The 20,282-nt window shown below is 63.4% G+C and carries 18 protein-coding genes; 14 read left to right on the top strand and 4 right to left on the bottom strand.

All coding sequences use genetic code 11. The annotated features are described in order from the left end of the window. Window positions 1-36 precede the first annotated feature (36 nt). From purB to A0O30_RS11810, 7 genes are all read left to right on the top strand, one after another. Entirely contained in the window at window positions 37-1,407 is a 1,371-nt protein-coding gene (gene purB / locus A0O30_RS11850) for an adenylosuccinate lyase (protein ID WP_033693092.1), read from the top strand. 81 nt (window positions 1,408-1,488) lie between these two features. Next, on the top strand, window positions 1,489-2,655 hold the full coding sequence (locus A0O30_RS11845; protein WP_105946611.1) for a cupin domain-containing protein: 1,167 nt from the start codon (window positions 1,489-1,491) through the stop codon (window positions 2,653-2,655). Next, on the top strand, window positions 2,648-3,076 hold the full coding sequence (locus A0O30_RS11840) for a GNAT family N-acetyltransferase (protein ID WP_105946610.1): 429 nt from the start codon (window positions 2,648-2,650) through the stop codon (window positions 3,074-3,076). The genes A0O30_RS11845 and A0O30_RS11840 overlap by 8 nt, the downstream gene beginning before the upstream one ends. Window positions 3,077-3,243: 167 nt before the next feature. Then, entirely contained in the window at window positions 3,244-5,202 is a 1,959-nt protein-coding gene (locus A0O30_RS11835; protein WP_105946790.1) for a DNA topoisomerase III, read from the top strand. 235 nt (window positions 5,203-5,437) lie between these two features. Next, window positions 5,438-6,727, top strand: a complete 1,290-nt coding sequence (locus tag A0O30_RS11825; RefSeq protein WP_105946608.1) for an FAD-binding oxidoreductase — start codon at window positions 5,438-5,440, stop codon at window positions 6,725-6,727. 80 nt (window positions 6,728-6,807) lie between these two features. After that, a complete protein-coding gene (locus tag A0O30_RS11820; RefSeq protein ID WP_105946607.1) occupies window positions 6,808-7,638 on the top strand; it encodes an alpha/beta fold hydrolase in 831 nt (276 codons plus the stop codon). 202 nt (window positions 7,639-7,840) lie between these two features. After that, window positions 7,841-8,620 carry a TSUP family transporter gene (locus A0O30_RS11810; protein ID WP_060497763.1) on the top strand — a complete coding sequence of 260 codons (780 nt, stop codon included), beginning with the start codon at window positions 7,841-7,843 and terminating at the stop codon, window positions 8,618-8,620. Here the strand turns inward: A0O30_RS11810 and nudC are convergent. Both nudC and A0O30_RS11800 read right to left on the bottom strand, forming a co-directional pair. Further along, complete coding sequence (nudC, locus tag A0O30_RS11805; RefSeq protein WP_105946606.1) at window positions 8,588-9,418, bottom strand: NAD(+) diphosphatase; 831 nt, start codon at window positions 9,416-9,418, stop codon at window positions 8,588-8,590. The two genes, A0O30_RS11810 and nudC, sit on opposite strands and share 33 nt — an antisense overlap. 36 nt (window positions 9,419-9,454) lie before the next feature. Then, a complete protein-coding gene (locus tag A0O30_RS11800) occupies window positions 9,455-10,267 on the bottom strand; it encodes a crotonase/enoyl-CoA hydratase family protein (protein WP_105946605.1) in 813 nt (270 codons plus the stop codon). A 150-nt stretch (window positions 10,268-10,417) separates the two neighbouring features. On the opposite strand from A0O30_RS11800, the gene nhaB reads away from it, so the two are divergent. The 6 genes from nhaB to A0O30_RS11770 all read left to right on the top strand — a co-directional run bounded on the left by nhaB (window position 10,418) and on the right by A0O30_RS11770 (window position 15,434). Then, a complete protein-coding gene (gene nhaB, locus A0O30_RS11795) occupies window positions 10,418-11,920 on the top strand; it encodes a sodium/proton antiporter NhaB (protein ID WP_105946604.1) in 1,503 nt (500 codons plus the stop codon). 201 nt (window positions 11,921-12,121) lie between these two features. After that, window positions 12,122-12,739, top strand: a complete 618-nt coding sequence (locus A0O30_RS11790) for a dihydrofolate reductase family protein (protein ID WP_105946603.1) — start codon at window positions 12,122-12,124, stop codon at window positions 12,737-12,739. A gap of 78 nt (window positions 12,740-12,817) precedes the next feature. Further along, window positions 12,818-13,363, top strand: coding sequence for a lipocalin family protein (locus A0O30_RS11785; protein ID WP_105946602.1), 546 nt, complete (start codon window positions 12,818-12,820; stop codon window positions 13,361-13,363). Between the two features lie 85 nt (window positions 13,364-13,448). After that, window positions 13,449-13,895, top strand: a complete 447-nt coding sequence (locus tag A0O30_RS11780) for an NUDIX hydrolase (protein ID WP_164525259.1) — start codon at window positions 13,449-13,451, stop codon at window positions 13,893-13,895. Between the two features lie 16 nt (window positions 13,896-13,911). After that, complete coding sequence (locus tag A0O30_RS11775) at window positions 13,912-14,871, top strand: ribonuclease Z (RefSeq protein ID WP_105946600.1); 960 nt, start codon at window positions 13,912-13,914, stop codon at window positions 14,869-14,871. Between the two features lie 35 nt (window positions 14,872-14,906). Continuing rightward, complete coding sequence (locus A0O30_RS11770) at window positions 14,907-15,434, top strand: AAA family ATPase (RefSeq protein WP_105946599.1); 528 nt, start codon at window positions 14,907-14,909, stop codon at window positions 15,432-15,434. 111 nt (window positions 15,435-15,545) lie between these two features. Here A0O30_RS11770 and A0O30_RS11765 read toward each other — a convergent pair whose 3' ends face one another. Next, window positions 15,546-16,829, bottom strand: coding sequence for a Zn-dependent hydrolase (locus A0O30_RS11765; RefSeq protein ID WP_105946598.1), 1,284 nt, complete (start codon window positions 16,827-16,829; stop codon window positions 15,546-15,548). A gap of 51 nt (window positions 16,830-16,880) precedes the next feature. Beyond that, the gene (locus tag A0O30_RS11760) at window positions 16,881-18,371 is read right to left on the bottom strand and encodes an NCS1 family nucleobase:cation symporter-1 (RefSeq protein WP_105946597.1); all 1,491 of its coding nucleotides are present in this window, start codon (window positions 18,369-18,371) and stop codon (window positions 16,881-16,883) included. 343 nt (window positions 18,372-18,714) lie between these two features. Between A0O30_RS11760 and hydA the strand changes: the two genes are divergently transcribed. Next, window positions 18,715-20,154: a dihydropyrimidinase gene (gene hydA, locus A0O30_RS11755; RefSeq protein WP_105946596.1), complete on the top strand. Its 1,440-nt coding sequence runs from the start codon at window positions 18,715-18,717 to the stop codon at window positions 20,152-20,154. The last annotated feature ends 128 nt before the right edge of the window (window positions 20,155-20,282 follow it).

Here is a 20,282-nt window from a genome sequence, read left to right as displayed (position 1 = left end):
CGCCCTTCCAAAAGCCTGACTGTCCGAGAACACCCCATGCAGCTTTCTTCGCTCACTGCGGTTTCCCCTGTAGACGGCCGTTATGCCGGCAAAACCCAGGCCTTGCGCCCCATTTTCAGCGAATTCGGCCTGATCCGTTTCCGCGCCCTGGTCGAAGTGCGCTGGCTGCAGCGCCTGGCCGCCCACCCGCAGATCGGCGAAGTACCGGCGTTCTCCGCCGAAGCCAACGCCCTGCTGGACAGCCTGGCCACCGATTTCAAGCTTGAACACGCCGAGCGCGTCAAGGAAATCGAGCGCACCACCAACCACGACGTCAAGGCGATCGAATACCTCCTCAAGGAGCAGGCCGCCAAGCTGCCTGAGCTGGCCAAGGTCAGCGAATTCATCCACTTCGCCTGCACCAGCGAGGACATCAACAACCTGTCCCACGCCCTGATGCTGCGCGCCGGCCGTGACGACGTGCTGCTGCCGCTGATGCGCCAGATCGCCGACGCCATCCGTGCCCTGGCCCACGCCCACGCCGACGTGCCGATGCTGTCGCGTACCCACGGCCAGCCAGCCTCGCCGACCACCCTGGGCAAAGAACTGGCCAACGTCGTGTACCGCCTGGAGCGCCAGATCGCCCAGGTTGCCGCCGTGCCGCTGCTGGGCAAGATCAACGGCGCCGTGGGCAACTACAACGCCCACCTGTCGGCCTACTCGCAGATCGACTGGGAGCAGAACGCCCGCGCCTTCATCGAAGACGAGCTGGGCCTGCAGTTCAACCCGTACACCACCCAGATCGAGCCGCACGACTACATCGCCGAGCTGTTCGACGCCATTGCCCGCTTCAACACCATCCTGATCGACTTCGACCGCGATGTGTGGGGCTACATCTCGCTGGGCTACTTCAAGCAGAAGACTGTCGCTGGCGAAATCGGCTCGTCGACCATGCCGCACAAGGTCAACCCGATCGACTTCGAAAACTCCGAAGGCAACCTGGGTATCGCCAACGCGCTGTTCCAGCACCTGGCCAGCAAGCTGCCGATCTCGCGCTGGCAGCGTGACCTGACCGACTCCACCGTGCTGCGTAACCTGGGCGTGGGCTTTGCCCACAGCGTCATCGCCTACGAAGCCAGCCTGAAAGGCATCGGCAAGCTGGAAGTGAACGAAGCCCGCATCGCCGCAGACCTGGACGCCTGCTGGGAAGTGCTGGCCGAGCCGATCCAGACCGTGATGCGCCGCTTCAACATCGAAAACCCCTACGAGAAGCTCAAAGAGCTGACCCGTGGCAAGGGCATCACCCCGGACGCGCTGCTGACCTTCATCGACGGCCTGGACATGCCAGCCGACGCCAAGGCCGAGCTCAAGCTGCTGACCCCCGCTACCTACATCGGTAACGCGGCAGCGCAGGCCAAACGCATCTAAGCTGACCGTCGCGTACAACGCCCGGCCTGGCCGGGCGTTTTTATTCCCGTACGAAAATTACGTTTTTTCAATAGGTTGAACATGAATCCTGATACTCCACTGCAGCTGCTCGGCGGCATCTCGGCCCGCGAATTCATGCGCGACTACTGGCAGAAGAAGCCGCTGCTGGTGCGCCAGGCCTTCCCGGACTTCATCAGCCCCATCGACCCCGACGAACTGGCCGGCCTGGCCCTGGAAGACGAAGTCGAGTCGCGTATCGTGCTGGAGCACGGCGCCCACCCGTGGGAGCTGCGCCGCGGCCCGTTCAACGAAGACACCTTCGCCGAGCTGCCAGAAAAAGACTGGACCCTGCTGGTACAAGCCGTGGACCAGTTTGTCCCGGAAGTGGCCGAACTGCTGGAAAACTTCCGCTTCCTGCCCAGCTGGCGTATCGATGACGTGATGATCAGCTTCGCCGCCCCGGGTGGCAGCGTTGGCCCGCACTTCGACAACTACGACGTGTTCCTGCTGCAAGGCGACGGCAAGCGCAACTGGAAAGTCGGCCAGATGTGCAACAGCGACAGCCCGCTGATCGACCACGCCGACCTGCGCATCCTCGCTGACTTCGAACAGAGCGACGAGTGGACCCTGGAGCCGGGCGACATGCTCTACCTGCCTCCGCGCCTGGCCCACTACGGCGTGGCCGTGGACGACTGCCTGACCTACTCGGTCGGCTTCCGCGCCCCAAGCGCCGCCGAAGTGCTGACCCACTTCACCGACTTCCTGGGCCAGTTCCTGCCTGACGAAGAGCGCTACAGCGATGCCGACGCCCAGCCGGCCAGCGACCCGCACCAGATCCAGCACGACGCCCTCGACCGCCTCAAGGCGCTGCTCGACAAGCACATGAACGACAAGGACCTGCTGCTGACCTGGTTCGGTCAGTTCATGACCGAGCCGCGTTACCCCGAGCAGATCGTTGGCGAAGAACTGAGCGAAGAAGAACTGATCGATGCCCTGGAACAAGGCGCCATCCTGATCCGCAACCCAAGCGCACGCCTGGCCTGGTCCGAGTTCGAAGACGACCTGCTGCTGTTCGCCAGCGGCCGCAGCTGCCCGCTGCCGGGCAAACTGCGCGAGCTGCTGAAGCTGGTGTGCGCGGCCGATGCCCTGCATATCGACAACCTGGCAGACTGGCTGCAAGACGAAGATGGCCTTATGCTGGTACAGCAGCTGGTCAAACAAGGAAGCCTGGGATTCGCCAATGAATAAGATCAGCGTTCGCCTCGCCGACTGGCACAAAGACAACGCCGACATTCGCCGTATCCGTGAGGCGGTGTTCATTGCCGAGCAGCATGTACCGCCGGAGCTGGAGTGGGACTCGGATGACCCGACCGCGGCACACTTCCTGGCCCTGGAAGGCGACTACCCGATCGGCACTGCCCGCCTGCTGCCAGACGGGACTATCGGCCGGGTATCGGTGCTGAAGGACTGGCGCGGCTTGAAAGTGGGTGACGCGCTGATGAACGCAGTCATCGTCGAAGCGCAGAACCGCGACCTGAAGCAGCAGATGCTCAGCGCTCAGGTGCATGCCACGCCGTTCTACGAGCGCCTGGGCTTTCGCGTGGTCAGCGAGGAATTCCTCGAAGCCGGTATCCCGCACGTGGACATGGTGCGCGACTCGCGCGTCTGATCGGTAACCTGTGCCGGCCTCTTCGCGGGCAAGTCCGCGAAGAGGCCGGCACAGGCCAATGACACGCTCACTGACAAAAACCTGTACATCCATCCAGATAAAACTTGCCTCTGCGCCCCCGCTTGCGCATCCTAGTGCCCATCACCCCCGATGAAGCGTTCCCGGCCATGCGCCTGTTCCTCTGCGAAAAACCCTCCCAGGCAAAAGACATCGCCAAAGTGCTCGGCGCCAACCGCAAGGGCGACGGCTGCTGGCAAGGCACCGACGTCTGCGTCACCTGGTGCATCGGCCACCTGCTGGAAACCGCCCCGCCCGACAGCTACGACGAACGCTACAAGCGCTGGAACCTGGCCGACCTGCCGATCATCCCGGACAAGTGGAAGATGCTGGTCAAGCCCAAGACCGCCAGCCAGTTCAAGGCGGTCAAACGCCTGCTTGGCGAAGCGCGGGAACTGGTGATCGCCACCGACGCCGACCGCGAAGGCGAAATGATCGCCCGCGAACTGGTCGAACATTGCCGCTATCGCGGCCCGGTGCAACGCCTGTGGCTGTCGGCACTGGACGACGCGTCCATCCGCAAGGCCTTGGCCCGCCTGCTGCCCGGCCACGAAACCTTCAACCTGTACCACTCGGCACTGGGCCGCTCGCGCGCCGACTGGCTGATCGGCATGAACATGAGCCGGCTGTTCACCCTGCTGGGCCGCCAATCCGGCTACCAGGGTGTGTTGCCGGTGGGCCGGGTGCAAACGCCCACCTTGCGCCTGGTGGTCGACCGCGACCGCAGCATCGCCGACTTCGTGCCCGTGCCGTTCTGGGCCATCGATGTGCAACTGGAACTCGCCGGCCAACACTTCAATGCCCAATGGCGCGCCCCCGAGGACGCCTGCGACGACCAAGGCCGCTGCCTGAAGCAAGCCTTGGCACAACAAGCGGCCACCGACATCGGCAATGCCGGCACGGCCCGCGCCGTCAAGGTTGCCACCGAGCGCGTGCGTGAAGCCGCACCACTCCCCTTCGACCTCGGCACCCTGCAGGAGCTGTGCTCGAAAAAGTTCGGCCTCGGCGCCCAGGAAACCCTCGACATCGCCCAGGCCCTGTACGAAACCCACAAGCTGATCACCTACCCGCGCAGCGACTGCGGCTACCTGCCGCAAAGCCAGCACGCCGAAGCGCCGGCCATCCTCGCTGCCTTGCAACGGGCCGATGCCAGCCTGGCGCCTCTACAGCCCTACCTGGAGCCGCAACGCCGCTCGCGGGCATGGAACGATGCCAAGGTCAGCGCCCACCACGGCATCATCCCCACCGCCGCCGCCAGTGACCCGTCGCGCCTGCCGGCCAAGCACAAGGCGGTGTATACCCTGATCCGCGCCCGCTACCTGGCGCAGTTCCTGCCCAACCATGAGTACGACCGCACCCAGGCCGACTTCGACTGTGCCGGCCATGCCCTGCGTGCGGTGGGCAAGCAGATTGTCGAGCCGGGCTGGCGCCGCGCCCTGCCTGAGGCTTTGACCCCGGCCAAGGGCCGCGAGGCGCCACCCGCCCAGGTGCTGCCAGCGCTGCGCGAAGGCCAGGACTGCAACGTACAAGGTCTGCAACTGAAAGACCTGTGGACTCAACCCCCCAAGCCGTTCACCGAAGGCGACCTGATCAAGGCCATGAAAAACGTGGCCAAGCTGGTGGACGACCCACGGTTGAAACAGAAGCTGAAGGAAACCACCGGCATCGGCACCGAAGCCACCCGCGCCAGCATCATCCAGGGCCTGCTCGACCGCGGCTACCTGGTGAAGAACGGCAAGGCGCTGTCGGCCACACCGACGGCTTTCAGCCTGATTGATGCGGTGCCGAAGGCCATTGCTGACCCTGGCACAACGGCGATCTGGGAGCAGGCGCTGGACATGGTGCAAAGTGGCGAGATGAGCCTGGAAGAGTTCGTTTCGCGGCAGTCGGCGTGGATGGGCAAGCTGGTCGAGCGCTGCAGCGGCATGCGCATGACCATTAGCGGGCCGGCGGCCGGGGCGGCACCGCCTTGGAAGAAGAAGCGGCGCAGTGGCGGGAAAAGCAAAACGGCTGGCAGCAAGTCGGCCGCCAGCAAGCCGCGTCAGCCTCGGAGAAAGGCTTCAACCTGAAGCTTCTGCACTGTCATTACTGGCCCTATCGCCGGCAAGCCAGCTCCCACAAGTCGTGCACAGGCTCTGAAACCAGCGGGGTACTTGTGGGAGCTGGCTTGCCGGCGATAGGGCCAGCTCAAGCAGCACATTAATAACAGGAAAACCCTAAAACCCGCCCGACACATTGGCACCGTGAATTTTACCTGCTAAGTTTTCATGAAAATAATCACAATAATTTTCACGAGGTCTTTGCATGTTCAAACAGTCCGCCCAGCACGTCGCCAGCTACTACGCCCAGACCTACCCCGCCAACATCCCCCTACGCCCAACGCTACAAGGCAGCCACGACACCGATGTGCTGATCATCGGCGCCGGTTTCAGCGGCCTGCACACCGCCCTGCGCCTTACCCAGGCGGGCAAGCGCGTGACGCTGCTGGAAGCAAGCCGCGTGGCCTGGGCCGCCTCCGGGCGCAACGGCGGCCAGGCGCTACTGGGCTGGTCGTGCGATATGCCGCCGCTGGAAAAGGCCTTGGGCATCGAACGCACCCAACGGCTGTGGGCCAGCATGAGCTGGGCCGCTGACGAAATGCGCGACCTCCCCCAGCGCCACGGCTTCGATGTCGATTACCGGCTGGGCAGCCTATGGACCGCCGTGCTACCGCGCCGGGTAAAACTGCTTGAGGAAGCCCAGCACGAGGCTGAACACAAATGGGGCTACGACGCCCTGCGCCTGATCGGCCGTGAAGAGCTGCCGCAATGGATCGACAGCCCGCGCTATCAGGCCGCGCTGTATGACGCCAAAGGCGCCCACCTCAACCCGCTGAAGCTGGCACAAGGCCTGGCCAGCACCATCGAAGCCGCTGGCGGCCATATCTACGAACAAAGCCAGGTACTCGGCTACCAGCAGGCAGGCAATGGCTACGTTGCCCGAACCGACAAGGGCGAAGTGCGCTGCAACGTGTTGGTGCTGGCCTGCAACGCCTACATCGACCGCCTCGACCGCAGCCTGTCTCGCCGCCTGTTACCCGTCGGCTCCTACCAGGTGGCCACCGCACCACTGGACGCCGACTTCGCCCGTTCGCTGCTACCGCGCAACAGCTGCGTGATCGACAACCAGTTCGTACCCGACTACTTCCGCCTTACGCCGGACCACCGCCTGCTGTTCGGTGGCGGCTGTACCTACCTGGGCGGCATCCCCAAGGACGTTGCCAGCGCCACCCGGCCCTACCTGGAGCGCGTCTTCCCGCAACTGGCCGGGGTGGCCATCGACTATGCCTGGGGCGGCCATATCGACTGCAGTATCCAGCGTACCCCGGACGTCGGACGCGAGGGCCAACGCTACTGGCTGCAAGGTTTCTCCGGCCATGGCGTGCTGCCAACCCTGGCAGCGGCACGGGCAGTCAGTGATGCAATTCTCGGTGACGACGACCTGCTGGCACTGTACCAAGGCATCGACAATGGCCGCTTCCCCGGCGGCGACCTGCTGGCAGCACCGCTGGAAGCGGCCGCCAAGGCCTGGTACAGAATGCGCGACCGCGCCTGAAGACGGCCGGTACTTGCTGCCCGGAAATCTCTCCTATTCTCAAAAGCTCCCTTCGGTTCCTGCACACAGGAGACACGACCATGAGCTATGTAACCACGAAGGACGGGGTGCAGATTTTCTACAAGGATTGGGGCCCACGCGACGCACCGGTCATCCACTTCCACCACGGCTGGCCGCTCAGCGCCGATGACTGGGACGCGCAGATGCTGTTCTTCCTGGCCCAGGGTTTCCGCGTGGTCGCCCACGACCGCCGTGGCCATGGGCGTTCCAGTCAGGTATGGGACGGCCACGACATGGACCACTATGCCGACGACGTGGCAGCCGTGGTCACCCACCTGGGCACTCAGGGCGCCGTGCATGTCGGCCACTCCACCGGGGGTGGCGAGGTGGTGCGCTACATGGCCCGGCACCCGGAAGACAAGGTGGCCAAGGCCGTGTTGATCGCCGCCGTACCGCCACTGATGGTGCAAACCCCCGGCAACCCCGGCGGCCTGCCCAAGTCGGTGTTCGACAACTTCCAGGCACAGGTGGCCAGCAACCGGGCGCAGTTCTACCGGGATGTGCCGGCCGGGCCGTTCTATGGCTACAACCGCCCCGGTGTCGAAGCCAGCGAAGGCATCATCGGCAACTGGTGGCGCCAAGGCATGATCGGCAGTGCCAAGGCCCATTACGATGGCATCGTGGCGTTTTCCCAGACGGACTTCTCCGAGGATTTGAAGGGCATCCGGCAGCCAGTGCTGGTGATGCATGGGGACGATGACCAGATCGTGCCGTATGAGAATTCCGGGGTGTTGTCGGTGAAGCTGCTGCCCAATGGCACACTGAAGACTTACAAGGGCTACCCGCACGGCATGCCGACTACCCATGCCGATGTGATCAATGCGGATTTGCTGGCGTTTATCCGTAGTTGATGTGATCACCTGTACCGGCCCTTTCGCGGGCATGCCCGCTCCCACAGGTACTGCACAGGTATTGAAATGTGCATTAGACCTGTGGGAGCGGGCGCGCCCGCGAAGAGGCCGGCACTGGCAACACACCCACCTCAGGATTACCATGTCACCCTTCTAACGCGACCCTTTGTCGCGCCCTTGCCTCCCTGCCTGCCAAAACCCCATGCCCTTCGAACTCACCGTAGAACCCCTCACCCTACTGATCCTGGCCCTGGTCGCCTTCGTCGCCGGTTTCATCGATGCCATCGCCGGTGGCGGCGGCCTGCTCACCACCCCTGCCCTGCTCACCGCCGGCATGCCGCCGCACCTGGTACTGGGCACCAACAAGCTCAGCTCCACCTTCGGCTCGGCCACTGCCGGCTTCACCTACTACAAACGCAAGCTGTTCCACCCGGCACAATGGCGCCCGGCGCTGTTTGCAACCCTGGTCGGGGCATCGATTGGCGCAGTGGTTGCCCACTACATGCCCGCCGAATGGCTCAACAAGATGCTGCCGGTCATCGTCTTCGCCTGTGGCATTTACCTGCTGTTCGGTGGCACGCCCAAGGCGCCGCTGGATGCCGATGCACCGATCAAGAAGAAATGGCAGATGCCACAAGGCTTCACCTTGGGCTTCTACGATGGTGTGGCCGGGCCGGGTACCGGGGCCTTCTGGACCGTCAGTACCCTGCTGCTCTACCCCATCGACCTGGTCCGCGCCAGCGGCGTGGCGCGCAGCATGAACTTCGTCAGCAACATCGCGGCGCTGACGGTGTTCATCATTTCCGGGCAGGTGGACTACATCGTCGGCCTGTGCATGGGCCTGTCGGTAATGGTGGGTGCCTTCTTCGGCGCACGCACGGCAATCAGCGGCGGCAGCAAGTTCATCCGCCCGGTGTTCATCACCGTGGTGCTGGCGTTGACCGTGCGCCTAGCGTGGCAGCACTGGTTCGGCCAATCCTAAGCGACGCGCAACGTACAAATCGATCAGATACCGGGCAATGGAGCGCCCGGCCGGCAGCGGCGGCAGGTCGTGGACGCTGAACCACTTGGCATCCTCGATCTCGTCCGGCTGCATCACAATCTCGCCCCCGGCATATTTGGCATGGAAGCCGAGCATCATAGAATGCGGGAACGGCCAGCACTGGCTGCCGACGTACTGAATGTTCTGTACCTCCACCGCCACTTCTTCACGCACTTCGCGTACCAGGCAGTCTTCGGCCGACTCACCCGGCTCTGCAAAACCGGCCAAGGTGCTGTACACCCCGGTGACGAAGCGTGGCGAGCGCGCCAGCAGGATTTCATCGCCACGGGTTACCAGCACGATCATGCTGGGTGAAATACGCGGGTAGCTGCGCAGGTCGCACGGCTGGCAATACATTGCGCGCTCCCAGCGAATTTGCGTCATGGCCTGGCCGCAGCTGCCGCAGAAACGGTGCTCTCTGGCCCAGGTACCAATCTGCGCGGCATAACCCAGCACCTTGTAGGTGTCGAAGTCACCTTCGAGCATGAACGCGCGCAGGCCGCGCCAGTTGCAACCTGGCACGTCCGTCGCGCTACGCAGCTCCAGCAGGAACACGGGCTGGCCGTCGAACTGACCGATGCCGTGCTCGCACAGCACGTCGAGGTCCTGGCGCTTGAGCCAATCTCGGGGGAACAGCGCGCCGTTGTCGTCCACCAAAAACCCTTCCGGGCTGCGGGCCACGGCCAGCCCCCCGGTGATCTGCGGGTCGAGTACTGCGGTAGTCCAGCGTGCTGACATGTCGGGGGTTCCTTTACTGCGCGTCCCCCGGCCCGATCAGTCGGCGAACGTCGGTTTCTGTTTGCTCATGTGCGCCGCCACAGCCACGCGCAAGTCTTCGGACTGCAGCATCGCGGCGTTCCAGGTGGCGATGTAGTCCAGGCCATCGTCGATGCGATGGTCGCGCATGTAGCTGAGCATTTCCTTGGTGCCGGCCACGGCGATCGGCGATTTTGCGGCAATCTCGCGGGCGATGGCAAAGACACCGTCGACTAGCGCAGCCTGATCATCATAGACCCGGTTGACCAAGCCGATGCGCAGGGCTTCGTCCGCCGCAACGTTGCGCCCGGTGTAGGCCAGCTCACGCATCATGCCGTCACCGATGATACGTGGCAAACGTTGCAGTGTGCCGACATCGGCGGCCATGCCCATGTCGATTTCCTTGATCGAGAACTGGGCATCGTTGCTGCAGTAGCGCATGTCGCAGGCCGAGATGAGGTCGATGGCACCACCGATGCAGTAGCCTTGCACGGCAGCCAGCACCGGCTTGCGGCAATTGTCCACGGCAGTGAACGAAGCCTGCAGGCGCTGGATGGTCTTGCGCAGGAAGCGCGCATTGCGGCCCACATCCTTGCCCATCTGCCCGGCCAGCGACGCCAGCATCATCAGGTCGATACCGGCGGAGAAATGCTTGCCGGCGCCGCTGATCACCACCGCGCGCACCGCATCGGTGTCGTCGATCCACTGGAAGATGTCGATGATCTCCTCCCAGAAGGCGGCGTTCATCGCGTTGACCTTTTCCGGGCGGTTGATCTGAACGTGGGCGATGTTGTCGGTCAGTTCGACCTTGAATGCGCTGTACTCGGTCACGGGCGGCACTCCTGCGGGTGAAGGGTTCATGGCTCGGATGGTAACCCAGCCCGATGACCGCACTTGTGCCAAAAACGGGACTGCACGCCTTGCCTAAGACGCGCCGATCCGGCACCGTGCGCCATCGCCGAATTATAAGGATACAAATACATGTCACGCTCCCCGACCGGCGCCCTCGCCCACAGTTTTCTGGGCCAGTCGCCGCTTTGGTACAAGGCGGTCATCTGCCTGTTCCTGGTGCTCAACCCGTTGCTGCTGGTAACCGTAGGCCCGGTTGCCGCAGGCTGGGCGCTGGTGCTTGAGTTCATCTTTACCCTGGGTATGGCGCTGAAGTGCTACCCGCTGATGCCCGGTGGCCTGCTGCTGATCGAAGCCCTGCTGTTGCAGATGACCACGCCACAGGCGCTGTACGAGGAACTGCAGCACAACTTCCCGGTTATTCTGCTGCTGATGTTCATGGTTGCCGGTATCCACTTCATGAAGGAGCTGCTGCTGTTCCTGTTCTCACGCATCCTGCTGGGCGTTCGCTCGAAGGCGGTCCTGTCGTTGCTGTTCTGCGTGCTGTCGGCATTCCTCTCGGCGTTTCTCGATGCGCTGACCGTAACGGCGGTGATCATCAGCGCTGCGGTGGGTTTTTACGCCGTTTACCACCGTGTCGCCTCCGGGGCCAACCCGCGTGAAGACAGCGCGCTCGATAGCGATCAGCAAGTGGCACAATTGCACCGCGAAGACCTCGACCAGTTCCGCGCCTTCCTGCGCAGCCTGCTGATGCACGGCGCGGTGGGTACTGCCCTGGGCGGTGTTTGCACGCTGGTGGGCGAGCCGCAGAACCTGCTGATCGGCCATGAAATGGGCTGGCACTTCGCCGACTTCTTCTTCAAGGTGGCGCCCGTGTCGCTGCCGGTGCTGGGTGCCGGCCTGCTCACTTGCGTGCTGCTGGAGAAGCTTCGCCTGTTCGGCTACGGCACGCTGATGCCTGAACCCGTGCGTCAGGTACTGGCCACCTATGCGGCCGAAGACGACGCGGCGCGCACCCAGGCCCAGCGCCTGGCGCTGTGGGTGCAAGGTTTGGCTGCGCTGATCCTGATCGTATGCCTGGGGCTGCACGTGGCCGAGGTTGGTCTGATCGGCCTGATGGTGATTGTGCTGATCACGGCCTTTACCGGCATCACCGATGAGCACCGCCTGGGCCGTGCCTTCCAGGACGCCATGCCGTTCACGTCCTTGTTGGTGGTGTTCTTCGCCGTGGTGGCAGTGATTCACCAGCAGCAACTGTTCAGCCCCTTGATCAGCTGGGTACTGACGCTGCCTGCCGAGCAACAGCCGGGCATGCTGTACCTGGCCAACGGCCTGCTGTCGGCAATCAGCGACAACGTGTTCGTTGCCACCATCTACATCACCGAAGTGAAGCAGGCGTTTCTCAATGGCGGCATGAGCCGTGAGCATTTCGAGACGCTGGCGGTGGCGATCAATACCGGTACCAACCTGCCCAGCGTGGCGACACCGAACGGGCAGGCGGCGTTCCTGTTCCTGCTGACCTCGGCAATTGCGCCGTTGATCCGGCTGTCGTATGGGCGGATGGTGTGGATGGCCTTGCCCTATACCGTGGTGATGGGTGGACTGGGGTGGTGGGCGGTGACCTACTGGTTGTGATGTAGGCCTGCACCGGCCCTATCGCCGGCAAGCCAGCTCCCACAGGTACTGCACTGCATTTGAAACCTGTGCTGATCCTGTGGGAGCTGGCTTGCCGGCGATAGGGCCAGTACAGAAAAACACAAAGCCCTGTCGATTCTGCCTGCTGCCATTCGACCATCCATGCCAACAGCCAACCTGGCTGAAAACAGGAGAGTCTCCATGCGCAAACTCATCGTAGCCGCCTTCATCAGCCTCGACGGCGTCATGCAAGCCCCCGGCGGCCCGCAGGAAGACACCAGCGGTGGCTTCACCTACGGCGGCTGGATCGTCCCCTACGCCGAGGAAGTCTTCGGCCAGGCAATGCAGGCGCTGTTCAGCCAGCCCTTCGAGCTGCTGCTGGGCCGGCGTACCTATGACATCTTCGCGGGCTACTGGCCAAAGATAAAAGACGACTCGGAAGATTTCTCCATCGCCAACCTGTTCAACCGTGTGCCCAAGCACGTGGCCACCCATAACCCAGGCACCCTCGGCTGGCACAACAGCCACGCCCTGGGCGCGGACATCGCTGCGGCGGTACACACTCTCAAACAGCAAGACGGTGCCGACCTGCTGACCCAGGGCAGCGCCGAACTGGTGCAGCAACTGCTGGCGGCAGATCTGGTCGATGAACTGCAACTGCTGATCCACCCGCTGCTGCTGGGCCACGGAAAACGCCTGTTCGGCGATGACGCGGCCGCAGCAGCCTTCACCTTGCAGCACTCGCAGGTGTCGCCCAAGGGCGTGGTCATCGCCCGCTACGTGCGCGCAGGCCAGGTGCAGACCGGCTCGTTCGAATAAGGCAAATCCCGTACAACTTTTGCCCCGCGCCCGCATCGAAACACAGGTAAGCCCCCATCCGTTCCAAGGAGGTTCGCCATGGCACTACGCACCCCGTTGCTGCTGTCCTGCATCACCCTGGCCCTGCTCGGTTGCGCCGGCAACGATCACCCGGCGCCGCCGCGTACCCAGCAGGTCGACCTGCAACGCTATCAAGGCACCTGGTACGAACTGGCGCGGTTGCCGATGTTCTTCCAGCGCAACTGCGTGCAGTCCGAGGCGCACTACGGCCTGCGCCCCGACGGTCGCATCGACGTGACCAACCGATGCAAGGAGAAAGACGGCCAGTGGAATGAAGCCAAAGGTGTCGCCGAAGCCCAGCAACCGGGCAGCACCGACAAGCTGTGGGTACGCTTCGACAACTGGTTCAGCCGGCTGACCCCCGGCCTGACCAAGGGCGAATACTGGGTGCTGTACCACGACAAGGACTACCGCGTGGCGTTGGTCGGCCACCCCGACCGTGAGTACCTGTGGCTGCTGTCGCGCACGCCGGCGGTCACCGACCAGCAACGCGAGCAACTGCTGAGCATCGCGCAGGAGCAAGGCTATGACACCAGCAAGCTTATCTGGCGGCAGGCAGACTAGCTCACCATCGACGGCATGCGGTAATCCGGCTAAGGTGTGCGCCCTTTATCGACTCGAAGGAACGAGCCCGTTGAGCACTAAACCGCTGCAAGTACCCCGTATCCGTTTTCTGGCCCTGTGCGTGTTCCATCACCAGGGCAAGATCCTGGTCAACGTGTTTGACGACCCGGCCACCGGCCAGACGCTGTGCCGCCCCTTGGGGGGTGGCGTCGAGTTCGGTGAGTTGGCCCAGGATGCCATTGCCCGGGAAATCCACGAAGAACTGGGCCAGCCGATCAGCGATGCAAGACTGCTCGGCACCCTCGAAAGCCTGTTCACCTATGCCGGCAAGCCAGGGCATGAGATTGTGCAGGTGTACGATGCGCGCTTCGATGACGCCGGCCTGTACGAACAAGACTGGCTGGACGGCCACGAGTCCGACAACAGCCCGTTCCGCGCCCGCTGGTGCAACAGCGCCGACTTCGCTCGCATCGGCCCACTGGTGCCACAGGGGCTGCAGGTGATGCTGCGCAACCTGTCGCTGCTGGACTGAATCAGGAGCCCTGAGCATGGACCTGCTGTTCCTGGGCACCTCTGCCGGGGTGCCGACCAAGGCGCGCAACGTCAGCGCCACTGCCGTGATCGAAGCCAGTGGCAGCCACTGGTACCTGGTCGACTGTGGCGAAGGTACCCAGCATCAGTTGCTGCACACGCCGCTGTCGATCCGTGACTTGCGTGCCATTTTCATCACCCATGTGCACGGCGACCATTGCTTTGGCCTGCCTGGCCTGCTGGCCAGTGCCGGGATGAGCGGGCGCACCCGGCCGCTGGCGCTGATTTTGCCCGCTGCACTGCATGACTGGGTACGTCAGGGCCTGTTGGCCAGCGACACCTTCCTGCCCTTCGAACTGCGCCTGCTGGCCGTGGAGGACGTGGCCGAATGGCGCAGCGAGACCCTGCAAGTGACCACCGTGCAGTTGTCACACCGGGTACCGAGCGTCGCTTTCGTATTCACCGAACTCAACCCCGAGCCGCGCCTGGACATCCAGCGCCTGGAAGCCGAAGGCATTCCACGCGGGCCATTGTGGGGTGAGCTGGCCAAAGGCCTGAAGACGCAGCATGGCGGGCAGTGGCTGGACGGTAACGACTACTTGCGCCCTTCGCGCCCGCCGCGCCGGGTGATCGTGTGCGGGGACAACGACAACCCCGAATTGCTGGCCGATGCCGCCAAAGGCGCGGATGTGCTGGTGCACGAAGCCACGTTCACCCAGGCAGTGGTCGAGCGCACCGGGGTCACCTTCGGCCACAGCACCGCAGCAGCGGTAGCGCGCTTTGCCGAAGCGGCAGGCGTGCGCAACCTGGTGCTGACGCATTTCAGCGCCCGCTACCAGAGCGATCCCAGACGCAGCCCGAATATCGATAACGTGCGTGACGAAGCCCTTGCCCACTACAACGGGCAACTGACCCTGGCGCAGGACCTGCAGCGTTATCACATTGGTCGCGATGGCTGTCTTGAGCGGGCCGAATGAATTAGCATTGCCGGTTTTTCCAAAAGGACTTGGCCATGCAACGCATCGTGATTCTGGGCAACGCAGGCAGTGGTAAGTCGACCCTCGCCCGGCAGATAGGCGCCCGTTTGGGCGTGCCGGTGGTACACCTCGATACCTTGTTCTGGGAGGCGGATTGGGTAGAACCGGATGCCGAGACTTTCCGCAACCGGGTACGTGATGCGGTTGCCGGGGATGCGTGGGTGTGCGAGGGCAACTATAGCCGCCGCACGTTCGACCTGCGCTTGCCACGGGCCGACCTGGTCATCTGGCTGGATACGCCACGGCTGACGTGCCTGAAGCGGGTGATCCTGCGCAGTGTGCTGAACAAGCCACGGCCAGACTTGCCGGCAGGGTGTACCGAGCGGCTGGATCGGGCGTTTCTGGGTTTCCTGAAGTTTGTGTGGACGTTCGACCGGGGTTATCGGCCAGGGATCGAGGCGAACCACCAAGCCATCGGGCCGCAGGTACCGGTGGTGCATTTGCGTGGTGGGCAGCAGATATCGGCATTTCTGGCCAGTCTTTCATTACCTGTTCCGGCCTGATCGCCGGCAAGCCAGCTCCCACAGGTACTGCATCAGCCTCAGGGCATATGCAGTACCTGTGGGAGCTGGCTTGCCGGCGATAGGGCCAGTGCAGTCGACATCTTTCTCTGACTAGGCTGCCAACCGCCCGCTGGCAATGGCCTCGGATGCCGCCAGCATCGCCCGCAGCAACACCGCACACCCTGCCGCCAGGTCACCCGGCGTGGCGTTCTCGATCTCGTTGTGGCTGATGCCGTTCTCGCATGGCACGAATATCATCCCCGCCGGCCCCAGTTCGGCCAGGAAGATCGCGTCATGCCCCGCGCCGCTGACGATGTCCATGTGCGGCAGGCCCAATGCCTTGGCCGACTCGCGTACCGCATCGACACAGCCCTTGTCGAAGTACAGCGCCGGGAAGTCCGCCGTGGGTACCAGTTCATGGCTCAGGCCATGCTTGGCACAGGTGGCCTCGATCACCCCGCGCACCTCGGCAATCATCGCATTCAGCTGCTCGCCCTCCAGGTGGCGGAAGTCCAGGGTCATGCGCACTTCACCCGGGATCACGTTACGCGACCCGGGGTACGCCTGCAGGCATCCCACGGTGCCGCAGGCGTGGGGCTGATGGCCGAGGGCGGTGCGGTTGACCGCTTCCACTACCGCAGCGGCACCGACCAATGCATCCTTGCGCAGGTGCATGGGCGTCGGGCCGGCATGGGCCTCGACACCACGCAGTGTCAGGTCGAACCACTTCTGGCCCAGCGCACCCAGCACCACGCCAATGGTCTTGGCCTGATCTTCGAGGATGGGCCCCTGCTCGATATGCGCTTCGAAATACGCCCCCACCGGGTGGCCCAGCACTGCACGAGGGCCCGCATAACCGATGGCATTCAAGGCCTCCCCAACGCTCACGCCTTGGGCATCGCGCTTGGCCAGGGTTTCTTCCAGTGTGAACTTGCCGGCAAACACCCCCGAGCCCATCATGCACGGCGCAAAACGTGAGCCTTCTTCGTTGGTCCACACCACGACTTCCAGCGGTGCTTCGGTTTCCAACCCCAGGTCGTTGAGGGTGCGGATCACCTCCAGCCCGGCCATCACCCCGAAGCAGCCATCGAACTTGCCGCCCGTAGGCTGGGTGTCGATGTGGCTGCCGGTCATCACCGGGGGCAGCTTGGGGTTACGCCCGGGGCGGCGGGCAAAGATGTTGCCGACGGCGTCGATGCTGACCGTGCAACCGGCGGCCTCGCACCATTGCACGAACAGGTCGCGGGCCTGGCGGTCGAGGTCGGTCAGCGCCAGGCGGCAAACGCCCCCTTTCACGGTGGCACCGAGGCGGGCCAGGTCCATCAGCGATTGCCACAGACGGTTGCTGTCGACATGGTGAGCGGTGGTCTTCAGGATGTCTTGAACTGGATTCACAGGTTTCTCCTTCAGGCTTTATTGTTTTCTGCTCTGGCCTCTTCGCGGTCCTTACGGCAGGGGCTTGGCCACCCGCGCCGGGCTGCGAGCGACCACGCCGGCGAAGAGGTAATACAACGCCCCACCCAGCAGTGAGCCGGTGAACCAGCCGTAGTCGTAAAACCAGCTGAAACTGCTGTTGCCAATGGCCATCACGGTCAGCGCCACCGGCAATGCAAAGGCGGCAAACCCGGCCCAGTTCCACGCCGGATACACGTCATCCCGGTACAGCCCGGCCAGGTCCAGCTGCTGCCGACGGATCAGGAAGTAGTCCACCACCATGATCCCGGCAATCGGCCCGAGCAGGCTGGAATAGCCAAGCAACCAGTTGGAATACACGCTCTCCAGGCTCAGGTCGGAGACGATCCATCCCAATTTTTTCAGCAGCTCATGCCCCATCAACGCCAAACCGATAAAGCCGGTCAGCCATACCGCACGGCTGCGCCCGATCAGGCGAGGGGCAATGTTCTGGAAGTCGTTGGTCGGTGACACGATGTTGGCGGCGGTGTTGGTCGACAGCGTGGCGATCACGATCAGCGCCATGGCCAGGGCCACCCAGAACGGGCTGTGGATCTTGCCGATCAGGCTGACCGGGTCTGACACCGTTTCGCCCACCAGCGACGCCGAGGCAGCGGTCAGCACCACACCCAGCGAAGCGAACAGGAACATGGTCAGCGGCAGGCCGAAGATCTGCCCCAGAATCTGGTCTTTCTGGCTGCGGGCGTAACGGCTGAAGTCGGGAATGTTCAGCGACAACGTGGCCCAGAAACCGACCATGGCGGTAAGCCCGGCGCAGAAGTAACTGACCACGCTCGCCCCTTCCGGACGCTTGGGTGGCTGGGCCAGCAGTTCGGTCATCGACATGTGCGGCAACGCCCAGAACAGCAGCCCAACGCCCACCGCCACCAGCAGCGGTGCCGACAGTGTTTCCAGCCACTTGATCGATTCGGCGCCGCGCAGCACCACCCACAGGTTCAGGCACCAGAAGATCATGAAGCCGATCACCTCGCCGGTGCCGCCCAGTGCTTTCCAGTCATCGAACACCGACCCGAGGAACAGATGAATGGCCAGCCCGCCAAACATCGTCTGGATACCAAACCAGCCGCACGCGACCACCGCGCGGATCAGGCACGGCACATTGGAGCCGAGAATGCCGAACGACGAACGCAGCAACACCGGGAACGGGATGCCGTACTTGGTGCCGGGAAACGCGTTGAGGGTAAGCGGAATCAGCACGATCACGTTGGCCAGCAGGATAGCCAGCAACGCCTCGCCCACGCTGAGGCCGAAGTAAGCGGTGAGCACGCCGCCCAAGGTGTAGGTGGGTACGCAGATGGACATGCCTACCCACAGGGCTGTGATGTGCCATTTGTTCCAGGTGCGCTGGTGCACTTTGGTGGGCGCGATGTCGTGGTTGTAGCGTGGGCTGTCGAGGACATCACTGCCCTCGGACAGCTCGAACAGGCCATCCTGCTCGACCACTTCCGATCTGCTCTGTTGCATGGGCCCTTCTCCAGATTTCTTTTAATTGTTTGCTCATCGGGCTAATTCGATGGCCGGAGTACGCACGCGTAATCGTGCTTAAAAATCTTGACCAGAATTTCATCTTGTCAAGTAAGTCAAAAACCTTCGAAACCCCCACAACCAGCGCTAACTGAATTATTAATCGTTAAATATCAGCTAGTTAAAAACCACAAAAATAATAGGAAAATTTTCTTGATGAATCACCAATCAGCATCTAGCCTCGAATCTTGTCAGGCCTGACAGGATTAACCGCCCTGCCCGCCCTGCACCCGTGACAATTCCAAGAACCGGCCCAGACCGGTCAGCCTGCGAGGAAAACGGCATGTCCCTGTTGATCCGTGGCGCCACCGTGGTTACCCACGAAGAGAGTTACCCCGCCGATGTCCTGTGTGCCGATGGCCTGATCCGCGCCATCGGGCAAAACCTCGAACCCCCGACCGACTGCGAGATCCTTGACGGCAGTGGCCAGTACCTGATGCCCGGTGGCATCGACCCGCATACCCACATGCAGTTGCCGTTCATGGGCACCGTGGCCAGCGAGGACTTCTTCAGCGGCACCGCTGCGGGCCTGGCCGGCGGCACCACCTCGATCATCGACTTCGTCATCCCCAACCCGCAGCAATCGTTGCTGGAGGCCTTCCACACCTGGCGCGGGTGGGCACATAAAAGCGCCAGCGACTATGGCTTCCACGTCGCCATCACCTGGTGGAGCGAGCAGGTGGCCGAAGAGATGGGCGAGCTGGTGGCCAAGCACGGGGTAAACAGTTTCAAGCACTTCATGGCCTACAAGAACGCCATCATGGCCGCCGACGACACCCTGGTGGCCAGCTTCGAGCGCTGCCTGCAACTGGGTGCAGTGCCTACCGTGCATGCCGAAAACGGCGAACTGGTGTACCACCTGCAGAAAAAACTGCTGGCCCAAGGCCTGACCGGGCCGGAAGCCCACCCGCTGTCGCGCCCGTCCCAAGTCGAGGGCGAGGCGGCCAGCCGCGCCATCCGCATTGCCGAAACCCTCGGCACGCCGCTGTACCTGGTGCACGTGTCCAGCCGCGAGGCACTGGATGAAATTGCCTACGCCCGGGGCAAGGGGCAGCCGGTGTATGGCGAGGTGCTGCCCGGCCACCTGCTGCTGGACGACAGCGTCTACCGTGACCCGGACTGGGCCACTGCAGCCGGCTACGTGATGAGCCCGCCGTTCCGCCCGCGTGAACACCAGGAAGCCCTGTGGCGCGGCTTGCAGTCGGGCAACCTGCACACCACCGCCACCGACCACTGCTGCTTCTGCGCCGAGCAGAAAGCCATGGGCCGCGACGACTTCAGCCGTATTCCTAACGGCACCGCCGGCATCGAGGACCGCATGGCAGTGCTGTGGGATGCCGGGGTGAACAGCGGGCGCCTGTCGATGCATGAGTTCGTTGCGCTCACCTCCACCAACACGGCGAAGATCTTCAACCTGTTCCCGCGCAAGGGTGCCATCCGTGTTGGCGCCGATGCCGACCTGGTGCTGTGGGACCCGCAGGGCACCCGCACCATCTCCGCCCAGACCCACCACCAGCGGGTGGACTTCAACATCTTCGAAGGCCGCACCGTGCGTGGCATCCCCAGCCACACCATCAGCCAGGGCAAGGTGCTGTGGGCCGATGGCGACCTGCGTGCCGAAGCGGGCGCGGGGCGGTATGTGGAACGGCCGGCTTATCCGTCGGTGTATGAGGTGCTGGAGCGCAGGGCCGAGCATCAGCGCCCGACTCCGGTACAGCGCTGAGGCTATTGGGGCTGCTATGCAGCCCATCGCCGGCAAGCCAGCTCCCACAGGAATAGTGCTGCTCTCACAGGCATGACTTTCCTGAAAAACCAGCTCTCACAGGGATAGCACCAGCCTCAAGGACATCA

Source organism: Pseudomonas sp. LLC-1 (genome assembly GCF_002992185.1).
Taxonomy (GTDB): Bacteria; Pseudomonadota; Gammaproteobacteria; order Pseudomonadales; family Pseudomonadaceae; genus Aquipseudomonas; species Aquipseudomonas monteilii.
The sequence above is the reverse complement of the archived record's forward strand: the minus strand, read 5'-3'. Positions and strand labels throughout refer to the sequence as shown.